The sequence below is a fragment of the Microbacterium aurugineum genome (assembly GCF_023101205.1).
Taxonomy (GTDB): Bacteria; Actinomycetota; Actinomycetes; order Actinomycetales; family Microbacteriaceae; genus Microbacterium; species Microbacterium aurugineum.
The window spans coordinates 1524981-1543106 of record NZ_CP078078.1; the positions used below are offsets into that span (position 1 = coordinate 1524981).

General features: G+C 67.0%; 16 protein-coding genes and 1 other RNA gene. 11 read left to right on the forward strand and 6 right to left on the reverse strand.

Going from position 1 to position 18126, the window contains the following annotated elements:
- Positions 1-6 precede the first annotated feature (6 nt).
- Complete coding sequence (locus tag KV397_RS07435) at positions 7-855, reverse strand: aldo/keto reductase (RefSeq protein ID WP_261812546.1); 849 nt, start codon at positions 853-855, stop codon at positions 7-9.
- 42 nt (positions 856-897) lie between these two features.
- On the opposite strand from KV397_RS07435, the gene KV397_RS07440 reads away from it, so the two are divergent.
- The 5 genes from KV397_RS07440 (at position 898) to KV397_RS07460 (ending at position 5802) form a co-directional block, all read left to right on the forward strand.
- Positions 898-1320, forward strand: coding sequence for a YchJ family protein (locus tag KV397_RS07440; RefSeq protein ID WP_134353798.1), 423 nt, complete (start codon positions 898-900; stop codon positions 1318-1320).
- 36 nt (positions 1321-1356) lie between these two features.
- Entirely contained in the window at positions 1357-2091 is a 735-nt protein-coding gene (locus KV397_RS07445; RefSeq protein ID WP_047520074.1) for a zinc ribbon domain-containing protein, read from the forward strand.
- Between the two features lie 22 nt (positions 2092-2113).
- Complete coding sequence (locus KV397_RS07450; RefSeq protein WP_131491143.1) at positions 2114-3814, forward strand: bifunctional 3'-5' exonuclease/DNA polymerase; 1701 nt, start codon at positions 2114-2116, stop codon at positions 3812-3814.
- Between the two features lie 40 nt (positions 3815-3854).
- Positions 3855-4211: RNase P RNA component class A (rnpB, locus tag KV397_RS07455), an RNA gene on the forward strand.
- A gap of 109 nt (positions 4212-4320) precedes the next feature.
- A complete protein-coding gene (locus tag KV397_RS07460) occupies positions 4321-5802 on the forward strand; it encodes an arylsulfatase (RefSeq protein WP_153244175.1) in 1482 nt (493 codons plus the stop codon).
- 71 nt (positions 5803-5873) lie between these two features.
- On the opposite strand, the gene ppgK is transcribed toward KV397_RS07460, so the two are convergent.
- On the reverse strand, positions 5874-6620 hold the full coding sequence (ppgK, locus tag KV397_RS07465; protein ID WP_047520080.1) for a polyphosphate--glucose phosphotransferase: 747 nt from the start codon (positions 6618-6620) through the stop codon (positions 5874-5876).
- A 68-nt stretch (positions 6621-6688) separates the two neighbouring features.
- On the opposite strand from ppgK, the gene KV397_RS07470 reads away from it, so the two are divergent.
- The 4 genes from KV397_RS07470 to KV397_RS07485 are packed head-to-tail and all read left to right on the forward strand — an operon-like array spanning position 6689 to position 12207.
- Complete coding sequence (locus KV397_RS07470) at positions 6689-6913, forward strand: hypothetical protein (protein ID WP_047520082.1); 225 nt, start codon at positions 6689-6691, stop codon at positions 6911-6913.
- A gap of 2 nt (positions 6914-6915) precedes the next feature.
- Entirely contained in the window at positions 6916-8253 is a 1338-nt protein-coding gene (glnA, locus tag KV397_RS07475; protein WP_047520084.1) for a type I glutamate--ammonia ligase, read from the forward strand.
- Between the two features lie 7 nt (positions 8254-8260).
- Positions 8261-11236, forward strand: a complete 2976-nt coding sequence (locus tag KV397_RS07480) for a bifunctional [glutamine synthetase] adenylyltransferase/[glutamine synthetase]-adenylyl-L-tyrosine phosphorylase (RefSeq protein ID WP_261812547.1) — start codon at positions 8261-8263, stop codon at positions 11234-11236.
- Positions 11237-11286: 50 nt separating this feature from the next.
- The gene (locus tag KV397_RS07485) at positions 11287-12207 is read left to right on the forward strand and encodes a diacylglycerol/lipid kinase family protein (RefSeq protein WP_131491140.1); all 921 of its coding nucleotides are present in this window, start codon (positions 11287-11289) and stop codon (positions 12205-12207) included.
- Positions 12208-12241: 34 nt separating this feature from the next.
- Here KV397_RS07485 and KV397_RS07490 read toward each other — a convergent pair whose 3' ends face one another.
- Both KV397_RS07490 and glnA (KV397_RS07495) read right to left on the reverse strand, forming a co-directional pair.
- Positions 12242-13375 (reverse strand): AI-2E family transporter, encoded by a 1134-nt coding sequence (locus tag KV397_RS07490; protein ID WP_261812548.1) that lies wholly within the window; start codon positions 13373-13375, stop codon positions 12242-12244.
- A gap of 171 nt (positions 13376-13546) precedes the next feature.
- A complete protein-coding gene (glnA, locus tag KV397_RS07495; RefSeq protein WP_226533076.1) occupies positions 13547-14971 on the reverse strand; it encodes a type I glutamate--ammonia ligase in 1425 nt (474 codons plus the stop codon).
- A 147-nt stretch (positions 14972-15118) separates the two neighbouring features.
- On the opposite strand from glnA (KV397_RS07495), the gene KV397_RS07500 reads away from it, so the two are divergent.
- Entirely contained in the window at positions 15119-15547 is a 429-nt protein-coding gene (locus KV397_RS07500; protein ID WP_047520095.1) for an RDD family protein, read from the forward strand.
- 27 nt (positions 15548-15574) lie between these two features.
- On the opposite strand, the gene KV397_RS07505 is transcribed toward KV397_RS07500, so the two are convergent.
- The gene (locus tag KV397_RS07505; RefSeq protein WP_052193283.1) at positions 15575-16066 is read right to left on the reverse strand and encodes an ATP-dependent zinc protease family protein; all 492 of its coding nucleotides are present in this window, start codon (positions 16064-16066) and stop codon (positions 15575-15577) included.
- Between the two features lie 20 nt (positions 16067-16086).
- Here KV397_RS07505 and KV397_RS07510 point away from each other — a divergent pair, with 20 nt between their 5' ends.
- Positions 16087-17274 carry a RimK family alpha-L-glutamate ligase gene (locus KV397_RS07510; RefSeq protein ID WP_047520097.1) on the forward strand — a complete coding sequence of 396 codons (1188 nt, stop codon included), beginning with the start codon at positions 16087-16089 and terminating at the stop codon, positions 17272-17274.
- A 57-nt stretch (positions 17275-17331) separates the two neighbouring features.
- On the opposite strand, the gene KV397_RS07515 is transcribed toward KV397_RS07510, so the two are convergent.
- Positions 17332-18042 carry a DUF4191 domain-containing protein gene (locus KV397_RS07515; protein WP_047520099.1) on the reverse strand — a complete coding sequence of 237 codons (711 nt, stop codon included), beginning with the start codon at positions 18040-18042 and terminating at the stop codon, positions 17332-17334.
- Between the last annotated feature and the right edge of the window lie 84 nt (positions 18043-18126).

Consider the following 18126-nt stretch of genomic DNA (forward strand, 5'->3'; position numbering starts at 1 on the left):
ACCGGGTCAGGACTCCTCGTGCGTCCGGGGATCCGCGTCGAACAGTCGTCCGTCCGGACGTCCGAGCGCGGTGATGGCCGTGACCTCGCCTTCGTCGAGCACGACTTCTGCGGCGGCGAGGTTCGCGACCTGGTGCTCCAGCGTCGAGGCCTTCGGAATCGACACCGTCCCTCGTGCCACGTGCCAGGCGAGCACGACCTGGGCAGGAGAGATCGCGTGCGCCGCGGCGACTTCGCGGATCACCGCCTCGTCGAGCAGCGCCTTCGCGCGACCGAGGGGGCTCCAGGCTTCCGTGAGGATGCCCTTCTCCCGGTGGTATGCGAGTTGCTCCTCCTGGGGGAAGTAGGGGTGCACCTCGATCTGGTTGACGACCGGACGGACACCGGTCTCGGCTTCGATGCGCTCCACATGCTCCGGGAGGAAGTTCGAGACGCCGATCTGCCGCACGACGCCACGGGACTGTGCATCGACCAGAGCGGCCCACGCCTGGACGTACTCGTCCTGGCTGGGGTTCGGCCAGTGGATGAGGTGCAGATCCGTCATGTCGAGTCCCAGGCGCGAGCGGCTCTCCTCGATGCTGTCGCGCGCTCTCTCGGACGGGTGGTGGCGGCCGGGGAGCTTCGTCGTGACGACGATCTCCGAGCGATCCACCTCTGCGGCGGCGACTCCCCGGCCGACCGAGCCCTCATTCTCGTAGTTGAAAGCCGTGTCGATGAGCCGGTAGCCCGCCCCGATGCCCCCGGCGACGGCATCCGCTCCGCTATCGCCGTTCAGTCGATAGGTGCCGAGGCCGATGGCCGGAAGGGCGAAGCCGTTGTGCGCGGTGAACGAGGGGACGACGGGTCGAGTGGTCACGATTCTCCTTCTGGGCGTTTCTCCCGAGCGTACGCTGGAGGGATGACAAAGGACGCGGACACGGCGCTGGATGACGCTTCGGCTGTCGAGACGTCGCGGTGCCCGTGCTCCTCCGGAGACGTGTTCGGACGGTGCTGCGCACCGTTGCTGCGAGGCGCACCGGCCCCGACCGCGGAACGGCTCATGCGCTCCCGCTACACCGCGTTCCGCCTCGGCGATGCCGCGCATCTGTTGCGGACCTGGCACCCGACGACGAGGCCCCAGGCCATCGAGTTCGACCCGGAGCTGCACTGGCGGCGTCTGATCGTCCTGGATCGCGGGGCGGGTGGTCCGTTCGATCGGGAGGGCGTCGTGGAGTTCGAGGCCTTCTGGCGCCAGGGCGCGGAGCGCGGTTCCTTGCACGAGCGCAGCCGCTTCGTGCGCGAGGACCGACAGTGGCTCTACGTCGACGGAGACGTCCGCTGATGGGCGGATGTCGCTGTAGCGACTAGATTTGAGAGCGTGAACGCCAGCCCCGAGAACCAGCGCACCCTGCTCGACATCGCCGACCTGGATCGGCGCATCGCGCAGGCAGAGCGTGCACGAACGAAGCCGAGTCAGGCGGGCCGCATCACCGAACTCGTCGCCATCCGTCAGGAGCAGCTCCGTGAGCTGACCGCTCTCACCGGTGCCCGCGATGACGTGCGCACCGAACTGACACGGCTCGAATCCGACGTCGCGGTCGTCGCGGCGCGTCGGAACCGCGATGCCGAGCGCCTCGCCACGGCCACGAACCCGAAGGACGCACAGGCCCTCGAGCACGAACTGGCGAGCCTCGCCAAGCGGCAGAGCGATCTCGAAGACGCGCAGCTCGACGTGATGGGACGACTCGAAGAGGCGGAGGCCTCCGTCGCCGCGCAGCAGGCGCTGCTGGAGACGACGACGGCGGAAGGCACGTCGCTCACGGCCCAGGCGAAGGCCGACGTCGCGGCGGCGACCGATCTGGGGAGTCAGCTCGCCCGCGACCGTGCGGCTGTCGCCGAGAGCGTGCCGCCGCAGTTGCTCGCCGAGTACTCGCGCCGCGCAGCGAACAGTGCGGGCGCGGCGTTGCTCACCCGGGGAACCTGTGAAGGCTGCCGCATCCTGCTCCCCAGCACCGACCTGAACGACATCCGTCGTGCGGCGGACGACCTCGTCGTGTCGTGCCCCGAGTGCGGCTGCATCCTGGTTCGTACCGAGGAGTCCGGGCTCGCATGAGCGGTGCCCGCACGCACCGCTCATGACGGTGCCGGCGTCGGGCGTCGAACGGCGGATCGCGCTGATCTCGCTGGGGCCGCAGGACCACGTCGCCATCGAGCTCGATGCCGACGACGAAGAGCAGAGCCGCACGCCACTGCGCTCAGACGATCTCGCGACGTGGGTGCAGTCCGTCGAGGCCGCCGACGCTCCGCGATGGATCATGCGTTCGGCCGTGGAGACGTACGCGCTTCTGCTCGCCGACGGGGTGCGGATCGCGCGCAGTCATGATCTGGTACTCTGCCACGCGATCCTCCGGGACACGTCCTCGGTGGAGACTCCGCTGCCGTCCTCCCCGGAATGGGAGCGTCGCGAGCCCACCGTGGCGTTGCCCTCGCTGTTCGATGTGTTCGACGATGAGCGAGGCGACGATCCGATCGCCTCGACCCTCGATCAATACCGTGCGCAGCGCCGGGTGATCGCTGGCGCGCCGGACGGACGCCTCACTCTGCTGTGCGCCGCGGAGTCGGCGGGCGGTCTCATCGCGGAGGAGATGCGGGTCGCGGGCCTGCCCTGGGATGAGGACGTGCACGATGCGATCCTGACCGAGACCCTGGGCACCCGTCCGGTCGCCGGAGGCGTGCCGAGCCGGATGGTCGAGCTCGGTGATCGCGTGCGAGACCTCTTGGGGGACGCATCCCTTCACCTCGACAGCCAGCAGAAGCTGCTCCGCGCGTTGCACCGCGTGGGGGTGCAGGTCGAGTCCACGAGTCGGTGGGAGCTCGCTGAACACGATCACCCGGTCGTCGAACCGCTGCTCGCGTACAAGAAGTTGTCCCGGCTCCTGAGCGCCAATGGCTGGGCCTGGCTCGCCGAGTGGGTGCATGACGGGCGGTTCCGTCCGGTGTACATCCCCGGGGGCGTGGTCACCGGACGATGGGCGTCGGCCGGCGGGGGAGCGCTGCAGTTGCCTCGCAGCCTTCGTCCTGCGGTGCGTGCCGATCCCGGATGGACCCTCGTCGTCGCCGACGTGGCGCAGCTGGAGCCCCGCATGCTCGCCGCGATGGCTTCGGACGAGGCGATGGCGCTCGCGGCGCGGGGGAGCGACCTCTACGCCGGCGTCGTCGACTCCGGTGCGGTCGCGACGCGGGAGGAGGCGAAGTACGCGGTGCTGGGAGCGATGTACGGCGCCACGACGGGAGACAGCGGACGATTGGTGCCGCGCCTGCGCAAGGTGTACCCGCGCGCGATGGCGTTGGTCGACGCGGCGGCACGCACCGGTGAGGACGGAGGAATCGTGTCCACGTGGCTCGGCCGTTCGTCGCCGCGGCCGTCGACGGAGTGGATGCGTCTGCAGTCGGATGCGACGGGGGCCGATGCCGAGCCGGCGGTGGTGGCGCTCGCCCGACGCAGGGCACGCGATTGGGGACGCTTCACGCGCAACTTCGTGGTGCAGGGAACCGCTGCGGAATGGTCGCTCATCTGGCTCGCCGAGATTCGTCATCGCCTGCAGCTGATCCCGGAGGTTTCCACGGCGGCCGCGGCCTCCGGTCCGTTCGCGCGGGTGCCGCACCTCGCCTTCTTCCTGCACGACGAGGTGATCCTGCACGTCCCGCAGGAGCATGCGGAGACCGCGGCTGAGGCGGTCCGGGAAGCCGCGTCCGTCGCCACCACCCGTCTCTTCGGCTCTTTCCCGATCGATGTGCCCCTCGATCTGCGCATCGCCGAGTCCGCCGAGAAGTAGCGGGAGCGTGCGCGGGGAGAAAGTAGACTGGGTATGCGAATGGGTCGACTGGACGGTCGCGTTGCGGGGAACCGCACCGAGGAACGTCCGGGCTCCACAGGGCAGGGCGGTGGGTAACACCCACCCGGAGCAATCCGCGAGAAAGTGCCACAGAGAGTAGACCGCCCCGCAAGGGGTAAGGGTGAAAGGGTGGTGTAAGAGACCACCGGGGGACATGGTGACATGGCCCGCCAGGTAAACCTCGTCCGGAGCAAGGTCAGACAGAGGATGTTGACGCGGCTCGCCGAGTCCTCGGGTAGACCGCTAGAGTGCCACGGCAACGTGTCGCCGAGAGAGATGACCGTCGAAGGGGCGAAGAACCCCGGAACAGAACCCGGCGTACAGGTCGGCCCATTCGCACCGCTTGTATCGATCGTCTCCTCCCGAAAGGGTGAGCGGCGGTTCCCGCACGAGGAGCCGCTTGCTACGTTCGCCTCCATCACGCACGAAACGACGGAGGAGAGCTCATGGCGAAGAAGCCCAACATCATTCTTTTCATGTCCGACGACGTCGGGTGGGGCGACCTCGGATGCTACGGAGGCGGCGAGAACCGCGGTGCTCCGACGCCGAACCTCGACCGACTCGCCGCAGAGGGACTGCAGTTCATGTCCTTCTACGGACAGCCGAGCTGCACGCCCGGACGCGCTGCCGCTCTGACGGGCCGCCTCCCGATCCGCAGCGGGATGACGACGGTCGCGTTCCCCGGAGACGGGGGAGGGCTGCCGGCCCCGGAGTGGACGCTGGCGAGCGTGCTGAAGAAGGCCGACTACGCCACGTGCCACATCGGGAAATGGCATCTGGGTGAAGCGGACTACGCGATGCCGACTGCGCACGGCTTCGACGAGATGTACAACACGACTCTCTATCACCTGAACGCGTACACCTACACCGACAAGGCGTTCAACCCCGACTTCCCGTTCGACGACGAGGCCACCATGAAGATGTGGGGCAACGTCATCGGAGCGCTCGACGGGAAGGCCGGGGAGGAACCGACCGAGGTGGAGAAGCTGAGTTCCGAGAACATCCCGTTCATCGACGAGAAGTCGACGGATCGCGCGATCGACTACATCGAAGCCCATGCGAATGCCGATGAGCCGTTCTTCCTCTACCTGAACACCGCCAAGCTGCACCAGCCCAACATCCCGCACCCGGACTTCGAGGGGGCTTCGATGGGCAAGTCGAAGTTCCTCGACTCACTCGTCGAGCTCGATCACCGTGTGGGGACCGTCATGGACAAGATCCGTGAACTCGGGATCGCCGAAGACACCCTCGTCGTGTGGACCACCGACAACGGTGCCTGGCAGGACGTGTATCCGGACTGCGGATACACGCCGTACCGCGGGACCAAGGGCACGGACTACGAGGGTGGCAGTCGGGTCCCCGCGATCGCCTGGTGGCCCGGAACCATCGAAGCCGGTCGTCGCAACTCGGAGATCGTCGGATCGCTCGACCTGATGGCGACGTTCGCGAGTCTGGCGGGAGTGGACCTCCCCACGGAGGATCGCGAAGGGGAGCCGACGATCTTCGACAGTTACGACCAATCGGCGCTTCTGAAGGGCGAGAGCGGCTCCACGCGAGACCACTGGCTCTACATGACGGAGACCGAGATGATCCCCGGAGCCGTGCGCGTCGGTAAGTGGAAGGCGATCTGGAACGTCCGGGATCAGTGGCGCGGGCCTTCGTCCTACACGGCGATCGTGCCCGAGCTCTTCGATCTCTGGCAGGATCCGCAGGAGCGGTACGACATCTTCATGACGAGTTTCGCGGAGAAGACGTGGCAGGCGCCGCAGATGGCAGCGCGACTGCTGAGCGTTCTTCCCAGTTATCAGAAGTATCCGAACCGACCTCTCCAGTCGGCCGGCATCAGCTACGCGATGTTCGATGTCGAAGATGCGCAGGTGCAGCAGCAGATCCAGAAGATGCTCCACGGCCTGACATCCAGCGCCTGAGTCCGCGCGGGACGGATGAAGGCTCCGACGACCGCGTCGTCGGAGCCTTCACTGTGTCTGGAGGGACGGGATCAGTCGCCGGCCAGAGACGCCGCACCGATGATGCCCGAGTTGTTCCGGTGGATCGCCGGGACGATCGGCGTCTTCAGGTCGAGCAGCGGGAGGAAGTCGCCGGCGTTCTTCGACACGCCACCGCCGACCACGAACAGGTCGGGGCTGAACAGGAACTCGATATGCGAGTAGAACGCCTGGAGGCGCTCCGCCCACTCGGCCCAGGTGAGGCCTTCGCGTTCGCGCGCCGACGTCGCGGCGTAGGTCTCGACCGACTCGTACTCGCGGAAGTTGAGGTGTCCGAGCTCGGTGTTCGGCAACAGGATGCCGTCGTAGAGGAAAGCGGAACCGATGCCTGTGCCGAGTGTCGTGAGCAGGGTGAAGCCACGCACATCCCTGGCCGCGCCGTGTCGGGCCTCGGCGACGCCGGCCGCGTCCGCATCGTTCACGAACACGATGTTGCGGCCGAGGCCGTCGCGGAAGAACCGCTCGGCGTCGAAGTCGATCCATTCCTTGGACACGTTGGCAGCGGAGAGCGTCTTGCCACGCTTGACGATCGCCGGGAACGCCACGCCGAGCGGAAGCGTGGATTCATGCACGTCAAGGGTCTTCAGGACCGTCTGCACGGCCACGAGCACGTCCTGCGGCGATGCGCCCGCCGGAGTGGGGACCCGCACCCGATCGGATGCCATGACACCGTGCTCGAGGTCGACGATTCCCGCTTTGATTCCCGTGCCGCCGATGTCGACGCCGATCGCTTTTGCCATGGGGGATAGCTTAGCGACCGCCGTGCACGCCAGTAGGATCGATGACATCACGTGAAGAAGGGGCAGCCATGACTGACGGTGACCACAAGTACTGGTACAACTCGGAGACCGGCGAGGTCGAGTTCGGGATGATCTCGCCCTCCATCGATCGCATCGGTCCGTTCGACACGGAAGCGGAAGCCCGCCGCGCGCCCGAGGTGCTCCGCGAGCGTTCCCGCGCCTGGGCGGAGGAAGAGGCCGTCGAGCAGGGCTGGGACGTCAAGGGCGACACAAAGGGCCAGGGCACGGAGTAGCAATGGACAAGCAGAGGGACTTCGTCCTGCGGACGATCGAAGAGCGCGGCGTCAAGTTCGTGCGCCTGTGGTTCACGGACGTCATCGGCACGCTCAAGTCGGTGGCGATCGCCCCGGCCGAGGTCGAGGGCGCGTTCGCGGAGGGGATCGGCTTCGACGGCTCCGCCATCGAAGGACTGACCCGTACGCAGGAGTCCGACCTGCTGGCCCAGCCTGATCCGACCACGTTCCAGACGCTGCCGTGGCGCGGCGAGATCGATCCGACGGCGCGCATGTTCTGCGACCTGACGACGCCCGACGGTCAGCCGGCCGTCGCCGACCCGCGGCATGTGCTCAAGCGCACACTCGCGAAGGCCGCGGACGCGGGCTTCACCTTCTACACGCACCCCGAGATCGAGTTCTACCTGCTCAAGTCGTCGTCGTTCGGGCCCGAGGGACCCGTCCCCGTGGACTCGGCCGGCTACTTCGACAACGTCCCCGGTGGCACGGCGCACGACTTCCGCCGCCGTTCGGTGCGCATGCTGGAAGACCTCGGCATCTCCGTCGAGTTCAGCCACCACGAGGGCGGTCCCGGACAGAACGAGATCGACCTGCGGTACGCCGATGCGCTGACGACGGCCGACAACGTGATGACCTTCCGCACCGTGATCAAGGAGGTGGCGATCGAGCAGGGCGTCTACGCGACGTTCATGCCGAAGCCGCTCAGCGGGCAGCCGGGGAGTGGGATGCACACCCACATGTCGCTCTTCGAAGGCGACCAGAACGCCTTCTACGAAGAGGGCGCCAAGTACCAGCTCTCCAAGACCGGGCGCCACTTCATCGCGGGCCTGCTGAAGCACGCCAACGAGATCTCCGCGGTCACGAACCAGTTCGTCAACTCCTACAAGCGGCTCTGGGGCGGCGACGAGGCCCCGAGCTTCATCACCTGGGGACACAACAACCGCTCCGCGCTCGTGCGGGTGCCCATGTACAAGCCGAACAAGGGGCAGTCGTCACGAGTCGAGTACCGTGCGCTCGATTCCGCGGCGAACCCGTACCTCGCCTACGCGCTCATGCTCGCTGCTGGGCTGAAGGGCATCGAAGAGGGCTACGAGCTCCCGCCCGAGGCTGAGGACAACGTGTGGGCGCTCAGCGACGCCGAGCGACGTGCGCTGGGCTACTCGGCTCTGCCGGCGAGCCTCGACCACGCCCTCGAGTACATGGAGGAGTCGGAGCTCGTCGCCGAGACGCTCGGCGAGCAGGTCTTCAACTACGTACTGCTCAACAAGCGCAAGGAGTGGGAGGCGTACCGGGGGCAGGTGACCCCGCTGGAGCTGAAGAACAACCTCGAGCTGCTCTGAGTCGCGCATGGTCCGTCCGGACGACTCCGTCTCGCTCTCGGCGCTGGCCCGGCTCGGCTTCGCGGAACTGAGCGAGGCCGCGGCTTCCCTCACGGAACTCGCCGAGATCCTCGACCGACCGCACGGCGTGCTGCTCGAAGCAGACGACGCCGCGGACCCCGATGCCGCCGTGCGCGGGCTCCTCCGAGTGGCGCGCCGGGATGCGGGACCCCTGCGGGCGCTTCTCGACGACGAGGTGACCCGTCGACAGGTGTGGCGCGTGTTCGGTGCGTCGGAAGGGCTCGCCGACTTCTTCCTCCGTCACCCCGAGCAGCTCTCGGTCCTCGAAGGCTCGGTCAGCGGTCTGCCGACCTCGCAGGAGATGCAAGAGCGTTTGCTCGCGTCGGTGGGCGCGCGAGACGGATTCGCGCAGACGGGTGATGACGACGCCGTGGTCGCGATCAGGGTCGCGTACCGTCGCAGCCTCGCCGCCATTGCGGCATACGACCTCACGCACCCGTCGCCCGCGACCATCGTCGCCGAGGTGTCGGCCGCACTCGCTGATCTCGCCGGCGCCGCACTCGAAGCGTCGCTCGCCGTCGCCAGGACGCGCCTCCAGGAGTCGTTGAGCACGGACGAGGTCGCCGCCACGCGCCTCGCCGTGATCGGTATGGGCAAAGCCGGTGCCAGGGAACTGAACTACGTCAGCGACGTGGACGTGATCTTCGTCGGCGGCACCAGAGACGAAGACGTCGTGAGCGAAGCGAAGGCGATGGACATCGCCACCCGACTCGCGCGCGAGACCATGCGGAATCTGAGCGGCATCGAAATCGAGCCGCCGCTGTGGGAGGTGGACGCCGCGCTCCGACCGGAGGGCAAGCAAGGAGCACTGGTCCGTTCCGTCGCCTCCCATCTGGCGTACTACGATCGCTGGGCCAAGAGCTGGGAGTTCCAAGCCCTGCTCAAAGCGCGCCCCCTCGCAGGGGACCCCGAGCTCGGTGCGGAGTACATCGCTGCCGTGCAACCGAAGATCTGGTCGAGCGCGGCCAGGCAGGACTTCGTCGAGAGCGTCCAGCGGATGCGTGAGCGGGTGATGGAGTACATTGACCCCGAAGACGTGCCCTATCAGCTCAAGCTCGGCGCCGGTGGACTCCGGGACATCGAGTTCACGGTCCAGCTTCTGCAGCTCGTCCACGGCCTCACCGACGAGACGCTGCGTACGCGCGGCACGCTCGAGAGCCTCGATGCACTGGTCGCCGGCGGATACATCGGGCGCACGGACGCGGCCACCTTCGCCGACGACTACCGGGTGTTGCGCCTGATGGAGCACCGTCTGCAGCTGCGCGAGCTCAGCCGGACCCACCTCATGCCCCGAACCCCCGCGGGGCTGCGGGTGCTCGCTCGTGCCACCGGATTGGCCGAGAGCGGTGGCGCGGTCTGGTCCCGCTGGGAGAGCGTGCGGCGTGAGGTGCGGGAGATCCACACACGGCTGTTCTACCGGCCGCTTCTCAGCGCGGTCGCCGGACTCCCCGAAGAGGAGCGCACGCTCTCGGCTGCGCAGGCACATGACCGACTGGCGGCGATCGGGTTCCGCGACCCCGCGGGAGCCCTCCGTCACATCGGCGCTCTCACGAGCGGGATCTCTCGCAAGGCCACCATCCAGCGTCATCTGATGCCCATCATGGTGCGCTGGTTCGCCGACGGGAGCGACCCCGACTATGCCCTCCTCGCCTTCCGGCGGATCAGCGAGCGCCTCGGCGACACCCCCTGGTTCCTCCGGATGCTGCGGGACTCCTCCGGCGCTGCCGAGAGCCTGACACGCTTGCTCTCCTCCTCGCGGTACATCGGTGAGCTGTTGGAGTGGATCCCCGAGTCGGTCGCGTGGCTGGACAGCTCCGGACGGCTGCGCCCCCGCGGAGCCGCGGCGTTGGATGAGGAGGCGCGGGCGATCCAGGCGCGTCACGAGACCATCGGCGACGCCCTGCGTGCCGTGCGCGCGCTGCGTCGCCGGGAGCTTCTCCGTACGGCGATGGGGGCGGTCCTCGGCGTGCTCACCATCGAAGAGGTGGCGACGGCACTCACGGACATCACCGAGGCGACCATCCAGGCCGCCCTGCGCGCCGTGCTCCGCGAGGTGGTCCCTGCGGAGGACGAGGATCTGGACTTCGCCGTCATCGCGATGGGGCGTTTCGGGGGAGCCGAACTCGGTTTCGGTTCGGATGCCGACATCCTCTACGTGTACGACGCGAACGGCGTCGACCCGCCGCGCGCGCAGAAGCTCGCCACGCAGATCGTCGCCGGACTCCGCGAGCACGTCACCGACCACAGGCTCCCGCTCGACCTCGATGCCGATCTCCGTCCGGAGGGGCGCAACGGTCCCGTCGTTCGATCCATCGAGGCGTACACCGAGTACTACCGTCGCTGGTCGTTGTCGTGGGAGGCGCAGGCGCTGCTGCGCGCACGAGGCGTGGCCGGGAGCACGAAGCTGATCGAGAAGTTCACCGCGCTGGCGGACACGATCCGCTATCCCGAGGCGGTCGACCTCCAGAGCACGCGCGAGATCAAGCGCATCAAGGCCAGGGTCGAGGGCGAGCGACTGCCGCAGGGCGCGGACCCCAGGCGGCATCTGAAGCTCGGCCCCGGAACGCTCAGCGATGTCGAATGGCTGGTGCAGATGCTGCAGCTCCAGCACGCTCATGCGATTCCCGGTCTGCGCACGACCTCGACGTTGGGCGCGCTTGATGCCGCCGTCGAAGCGGGGCTCGTGACCGAAGACGACGCCGAGCGGCTGCGCGAGGCGTGGCGACTGTCGAGCAGGCTCCGCTCGGCGATCACCCTCCTGACGGGCAAGACGAGCGATCTGCTTCCGGTGGATCGACGACAGCTGGATGCAATCGGTCGCCTTCTGGGCTATCCCGACCGGTCGGCGACCGAGCTCGAGGAGGACTACCTGGGTGTCACACGGCGTGCACGCAAGACCTTCGAGGACCTGTTCTACGGCTGAATCCGCGCCGCGAGTTTGCAGTATCGGGGCGCGTGTCCCAAGCTGACGATATGACTCACGCGCGCATCGGCATCGTCTGGAATCCTTCGAAGGTCGAGCAGGCGGATCTGCACGATGCGGTAGCCGGCGTCTTCGACGATTCGTATGACGTCCGTTGGTGGGAGACGACTCCGGAGGACCCCGGTCGCGGCATGGCTCGGGAGGCGCGTGCTGACGCCAGGGACCTGGTGATCGCGGTCGGTGGTGACGGCACCGTCCGCGCGGTCGCAGAGGCGCTGGCAGGCTCGGAGACGGCGCTCGGGATCGTGCCGCAGGGGACGGGCAACCTTCTCGCTCGCAACCTCGAGGTCCCGCTGAACGATGTGACCGCCGCGCTGGAACGCATCCGTGATGCCGAGGCACGTCGCATCGACCTGGGATGGGTGTCGTACGACGGAACCGAGCATGCGTTCGCCGTGATGGTCGGCTTCGGTATCGACGCGCAGATGTTGGTCGAGACCGACGACGACCTCAAGTCGAAGGCCGGATGGCTCGCCTATGTCGAAGCGATGGGCCGCGCCCTCGCCGGCACAGAGATGACGGAGATCACTCTCGCCATCGACGGGGAGAAGGCGGTCGCCCTGCGCGGGCACACCATGCTGATCGGCAACTGCGGGATGGTGCAGGGCGGGATCAGACTGCTGCCGGACGCCGTGCTCGACGACGGCAAGCTCGATGTGCTCATGGTCAGTGCAGACGGGGCGCTGCAGTGGCTCGACACCCTGCGGTCCTTCGTCTGGGACAACGGCATCCGCCGTCTGTTCGGCGCCACGGACGAAGCCGTCAGCACGGATTCCACACGCCACCTTCCCGTCGAGCGCATCGACGTCGAGTTGGCGACGCCGCTCATGTTCGAGATCGATGGCGAGGAGATGGGGGAAGTCTCCGCCTTCGAGGTGCGCGTGGAGCCCGGCGCCCTGCTCGTCCGGTAGGAACTCCGCATCCGCGAACGGCGGCGGAGTCCGATCAGTGCGACGTCGCCGGGGGAACGATCTTCCGGTCCTGCGCAGGGAACGTCACCTTCTGCACGATGATGATGATGCTCGCCGCGACCGGGATCGCGACGAGCGCGCCGAGGATACCGCCCAGCGTTCCGCCGGCCACGGCGGCGATCACCACGAGCGCTCCCGGCACCGCAACGGCTCTGCTCATGATGCGGGGGGAGAGCACGTATGCCTCGATCTGCATATAGACCAGGTAGTAGATGATCGCGATCAGGGCGGTCAGGGGTGACACGAAGAGGCAGATCAACGAGTTGATGATCGAGGCGGTCAGCGTTCCCACCAAGGGGATCAGGGACCCGATGAAGGCGATCAGGGCGAGCAGCGCAGGAACGGGCGCGCCGATGATGCTGAGGAAGATCAGGCTCAGGATGCCGTTGATGAGCGCCAGGCTCGCTTGGCCGATCACATAGCGGCCGACGGCGCCGGAGACGTCTTCGAGGAGTCCGCTGAAGGTGTCGCGCTGGTAGGCCGGCACGAAGCGGGCGGCCACGTGCTTCATGCTCCGCAGCGAAGCCATGAAGTACAGGGTCAGGATCAGGACGATCGTGACGCCGGTCACCCCGCCCGCGATGCCCGCTCCGACGGCGAAGACACCACCTCCGATGTCGAGGAAGTTGTCCGGGTCCTGGACGAAGTCGAGAACGCCCTGGACGGCGTCCGTGATGGTGGAGCCGAACTGGCCGCTGACGTCCTTGTACCAGGCGCTGGCCATGAAATCCTCGACCATCTGCGGGCCGTCCTTGATCAGGTTGCTGATCTGCTCGACGAGGAGCGGGATGATGGCGAGGATGATGCCCGCGAAAGCGAGGATCACGCCCGCTACGACGATCGTGACGGCTGCCGGTCGGGGGAGTCTCCGTTCGATGAACGTGACGATCGGGTCGAGGCCGAGCGCGAGGAACACCGCCACTCCGATGTACACGAGCACGGTGGCGAGCTGACCGATGACGCCGCCGATCGCCAGGGCCACGAGCACACCGAGTGCGCCGAGCAGGCCGAACTTGAACGGGTTCGTCCGCGCATACGCGCTGACGGCGTTCGATCGCTGTGTCGCGGTGTCTTCCGCGGGCGCGCGCAGCTCGGTCTTCACGGTCATTCTTCTACGGCGCATGGTTCCCCCGGTCGACGCTCAGACTCACAAGTTGATCACCCGGATGCCACGCGGTCAAGCGCGCCACGGCGCAACGAGCAGCGGGTTTCAGAGACGCGAAGGGCCCTACCGCCGCAGTCGCGACGGCAGGGCCCTCTCCGTGCCGTTCCGAGGTGGTCAGACCCCGAAGTACAGCTCGTACTCGAACGGGTGCGGGCGCTGTGCCATCGGCAGGATCTCGTTCTCGTACTTGTAGGAGATCCAGGTCTCGATGAGCTCCTTGGTGAACACGCCGCCCTCGAGGAGGAACTGGTGGTCGGCCGCCAGCGCGTCGAGCGAGTCGAGCAGGGAGTTCGGGACCTGCGGGATGTCCTTGGCCTCCTCGGGCGGGAGCTCGTAGAGGTCCTTGTCGACGGGCTCGTGCGGCTCGATGCGGTTCTTGATGCCGTCGAGGCCCGCCATCAGCTGTGCGGCGAAGGCGAGGTAAGGGTTGCCGGAGGCGTCGGGCGCGCGGAACTCGATGCGCTTGGCCTTCGGGTTGGAGCCCGTGATCGGGATGCGGATCGCGGCGGAACGGTTGCCGGCCGAGTAGACCAGGTTGACCGGAGCCTCGAAGCCCTTGACCAGACGGTGGTAGCTGTTCAGGGTCGGGTTGGTGAACGCGAGCAGCGCCGGCGCGTGTGCCAGGATGCCGCCGATGTACCAGCGCGCGATGTCGCTGAGCTGACCGTAGCCGGCCTCGTCGTAGAACAGCGGCTCGCCGTCGTTCCACAGCGACTGGTGCGTGTGCATACCCGAGCCGTTGTCGCCGTAGAGGGGCTTCGGCATGAAGGTCGCGACCTTGCCCCACTCCTGGGCGGTGTTCTTGACGATGTACTTGAACTTGAGGATGTCGTCCGCCGCGTGGACCATCGTGTCGAAGCGGTAGTTGATCTCCTGCTGACCGGCGGTTCCCACCTCGTGGTGCGAACGCTCGAGCGTGAACCCGGACTCGATGAGCTTGAGGGTGATGTCGTCACGCAGGTCGGCGGTCTTGTCGACCGGGCTCACCGGGAAGTAGCCGCCCTTGTACGGGGTCTTGTTGGCGAGGTTGCCGCCCTCTTCCTCACGGCCGGTGTTCCACGCGGCCTCCTCGGAGTCGACCTTGTAGAAGCTCTCGCCGGCGGTGACCGAGTAGCGGACGTCGTCGAAGATGTAGAACTCCGCCTCGGGGGCGAAGAAGGCGGTGTCGGCGATGCCGGTCGAGGCCAGGTACTTCTCGGCCTTCTTGGCGACCTGACGCGGGTCCTTCGAGTAGATCTCGCCGGTGCGCGGGTTGTAGATGTCGAAGAGCATGACGAGCGTGCTCGCCTCGCGGAACGGGTCGACGTACGCCGTCGTGACATCGGGGATGAGCTGCATGTCCGACTCGTGGATGCTCGCGAAGCCGCGGATCGAGGAACCGTCGAACAGCTGGCCGTCGGTGAAGAAAGCCTCGTCGACCGTCGATGCAGGAATGTTGAAGTGCTGCTGAACACCCGGGAGATCGGTGAAGCGGATGTCAAGGAACTTGACGTCGTTCTCCTTGATGTAGGTCAGTACTTCGGACGAATCTTTGAACATGTACGACTCCTGTAATGCGGATCGATGGCTTCACGGCCACTCTGCAGAGTACGGACGGGGGATTTCTCTACGGTATCCGCTTTGTTTCGGGCGTGTTACAGGCGTGAGGTCGTCACCGCGACTTTTCGGGCTCGGTAGGCTGGGGGAGTGACGGATGCTGTGAACACGTACCCCGGTGAGCGACTCGGACTCCCGGAGTCGGGTACCGGGAGCATCGCCCGCCCCGGTCGGCGCATCGGCGCTCTTCTGATCGACTACGCCGCGGCGACGATCATCGCGACGGGCTTTCTCGGATACGACCAGTTCGCGCTCCCCACGGAGGCCGGGCTCACCCAGTTCGCGCCGATGCTCGTGTTCGCGGTGCTTCAGATCCTCTTCATCCCGACGGCGGGCGGCAGCCCGGGCCACCGCATCCTCGGAATGCGTCTGGTGCGTCGAGACGGCGGCTGGATCGGTCTGTGGCGTCCTGTGGTGCGGACACTGCTGCTCATCGTCGTCGTCCCCGCGGTGATCTGGGACAGCGACCAGCGCGGCCTCCACGACAAGGCCATCGGGACTATCCTGATCCGCGCCTGAGCCGTGATCCGAGCCTGCGCCGAGGGCTCAGACCTTGCCGCGGTTGCGACGTCGCGCGTCGCGGGGTGCGCGGCCGCCGAGGAAGGATCGCGCCGGGTCGACGGAGAAACCCTGTCGAAGGGCCTCGCGTCCGATGAGCATGCGGAACCCCATCTCGTCGCGGTTGCTCAGCGTCACCTCCGCGAGCACTTCGCGGTCCACGAGACGGATCAGCAGCTCCACCACGAGACGCTCCTGCGCGTGCCCTGAGGAGCTTCGTACGGCCCGACGGTCGTGCACGGGGCACTCCACGACCACGGCATCCTCCTGGCTGTCCTGCCAGGGCTTGACCTTGAAGCGGACCCAGTTCTCGCCGTCCTGTGCGAACTCCACGATGTCGAAGGCGTGCAACGACGAGGTGCGCGCGCCCGTGTCGATCTTGGCCTTGATCCAGTCCACTCCGAGATCGGGCAGGCTCACCCATTCTCGCCACCCCGTAAGGGTGTTTGAATGGGGGGTAGACCTACTCACCTGATACATCCTGGCAGGAAAAATCCCCCGTGAAGATCGCAGTGCTCTCCCGCGCGCCGCAGGCGTACTCCACTCAGCGACTGCGCGCCGCGGCGCTTCAGCGCGGACACAACGTGAAGGTGTTGAACACCCTGCGTTTTGCGATCGATCTGACTGCCGATGAACCCGATCTCCACTACCGCGGTCGCCAGCTGAGCGACTACGACGCCATCCTGCCGCGCATCGGCAACTCGATCACGTATTTCGGCACCGCCGTGGTGCGGCAGTTCGAGCAGATGGACGTCTACACGCCGAACACCGCCAACGGGATCTCGAGTGCCCGCGACAAACTGCGGGCGAACCAGATCCTGTCACGGCACAACATCGCGATGCCGCCGACCGCGTTCGTGCGCAACCGCGCCGACGTGCGACCGGCGATCGAGCGGGTCGGTGGTGCTCCCGTCGTGATCAAGCTCTTGGAGGGAACGCAGGGGATCGGTGTCATCCTCGCTCCGCAGGTCAAGGTGGCCGAGGCGATCATCGAGACGCTCCACTCCACCAAGCAGAACGTCCTGATCCAGAAGTTCATCTCCGAGAGCCGTGGGCGCGACATCCGGGCGCTGGTGGTCGGCGATCGAGTGGTCGCGGCGATGCGTCGTTCCGCGGCCGGAGACGAGTTCCGCTCGAACGTGCACCGCGGCGGATCGGTCGAGGCGATCGAACTGGACCCCGTCTACGAGCGTGCGGCCGTGCGGTCCGCCCAGATCATGGGTCTGCGGGTGGCGGGTGTCGACATGCTCGAGGGCGACGACGGCCCGCTGGTCATGGAGGTCAACTCCTCGCCGGGCCTTCAGGGGATCGAGTCCGCGACGAAGCTCGACGTCGCCGGTGCGATCATCGACTACATCGCCGGGCAGGTCGCTTTCCCCGAGATCGATGTCCGCCAGCGTCTGACCGTCTCGACGGGCTACGGCGTCGCCGAGCTCATGGTGCACGGCGCCGTCGACCTGGTCGGGAAGACTCTCGGCGAGGCAGGGCTCTGGGAGCGCGACATCACGGTCCTCACGCTCCACCGCGGCGTCAGCGTGATTCCCAATCCCCGCAAGCACGTCGTGCTGGAAGCGGACGACAGGCTGTTCTGCTTCGGCAAGCTCGACGAGATGCGTTCGATGGTCCCCGAGCGACGCCGTCGTCGCGCGAAGGTCCGCCGCCTGCCACGTCAGCCGCTCTCGGAGTGAGCGAGAACGCGGCCGCCCTCGAAAGAGGACGGCCGCGTTCTTCGTGCGGGTGTCAGATCACCGCGGACGCTGTGAGCGTACCTTCGTGGGGTCGATCCCCTTGGGAATCGGCAGCGACGACAACGACTGCGACACGGACTCCACGCGGCGGATGACGGCAGCCATGGTGGCCTTGTCGATCGCCTTGGGGATCTTCTTGATCGTCTTCGCGAGGTCGGCGATCGCGACCTCGTCTTCCCCGTGTCCGACATAGATCACCGTGATCGGGACGCCGTGTGCGACGCGCTGGGCCTTGCTGCGCTCCTCGTTGACCAGGCGGGTGAGTCGGCCACGCGCGCCCTCGCCCACGACGACGATGCCACCACGGCCGATCGTGCGGTAGACGGCTTCCTGCGTCTTCGGGTTGATGCCGACCGGTGTCTCCGAGGCCTGCCACTTGCGGCCGAGACTGGTGCTGAGCACGTGGCCGGTGGCGCCGGGCATGCCGTCGATCTTCGCGTACATGGCCGACGTCGACAGGCGCGTCATGAGGAACAGCGCGCCGAGGATACCCAGCATCAGGCCGGTGATGCCCCAGAGGATGAGGGTCCAGACCTGGAAGGGCGGGATCAGATAGCCGGCGACGAGGCCGAGGAGGACGCCGCCGATGAGGATCGCGAGCTGTGCCCAGGGAAGCCACGAGTAGGCCTCGCGGGTGAACCGGAAGAGGGACTTGATCTGGGAGAAGAACCCAGGACGCTTTTCGGGTTCAGAAGCACGCTTTGCCATGAGGACCAGCCTACCGAGTCCTCGACCCTCCTGATGTCGGCGTTCGCGCGAAGCGGAGGCGCACGCACCTCTTCTGCACATGCG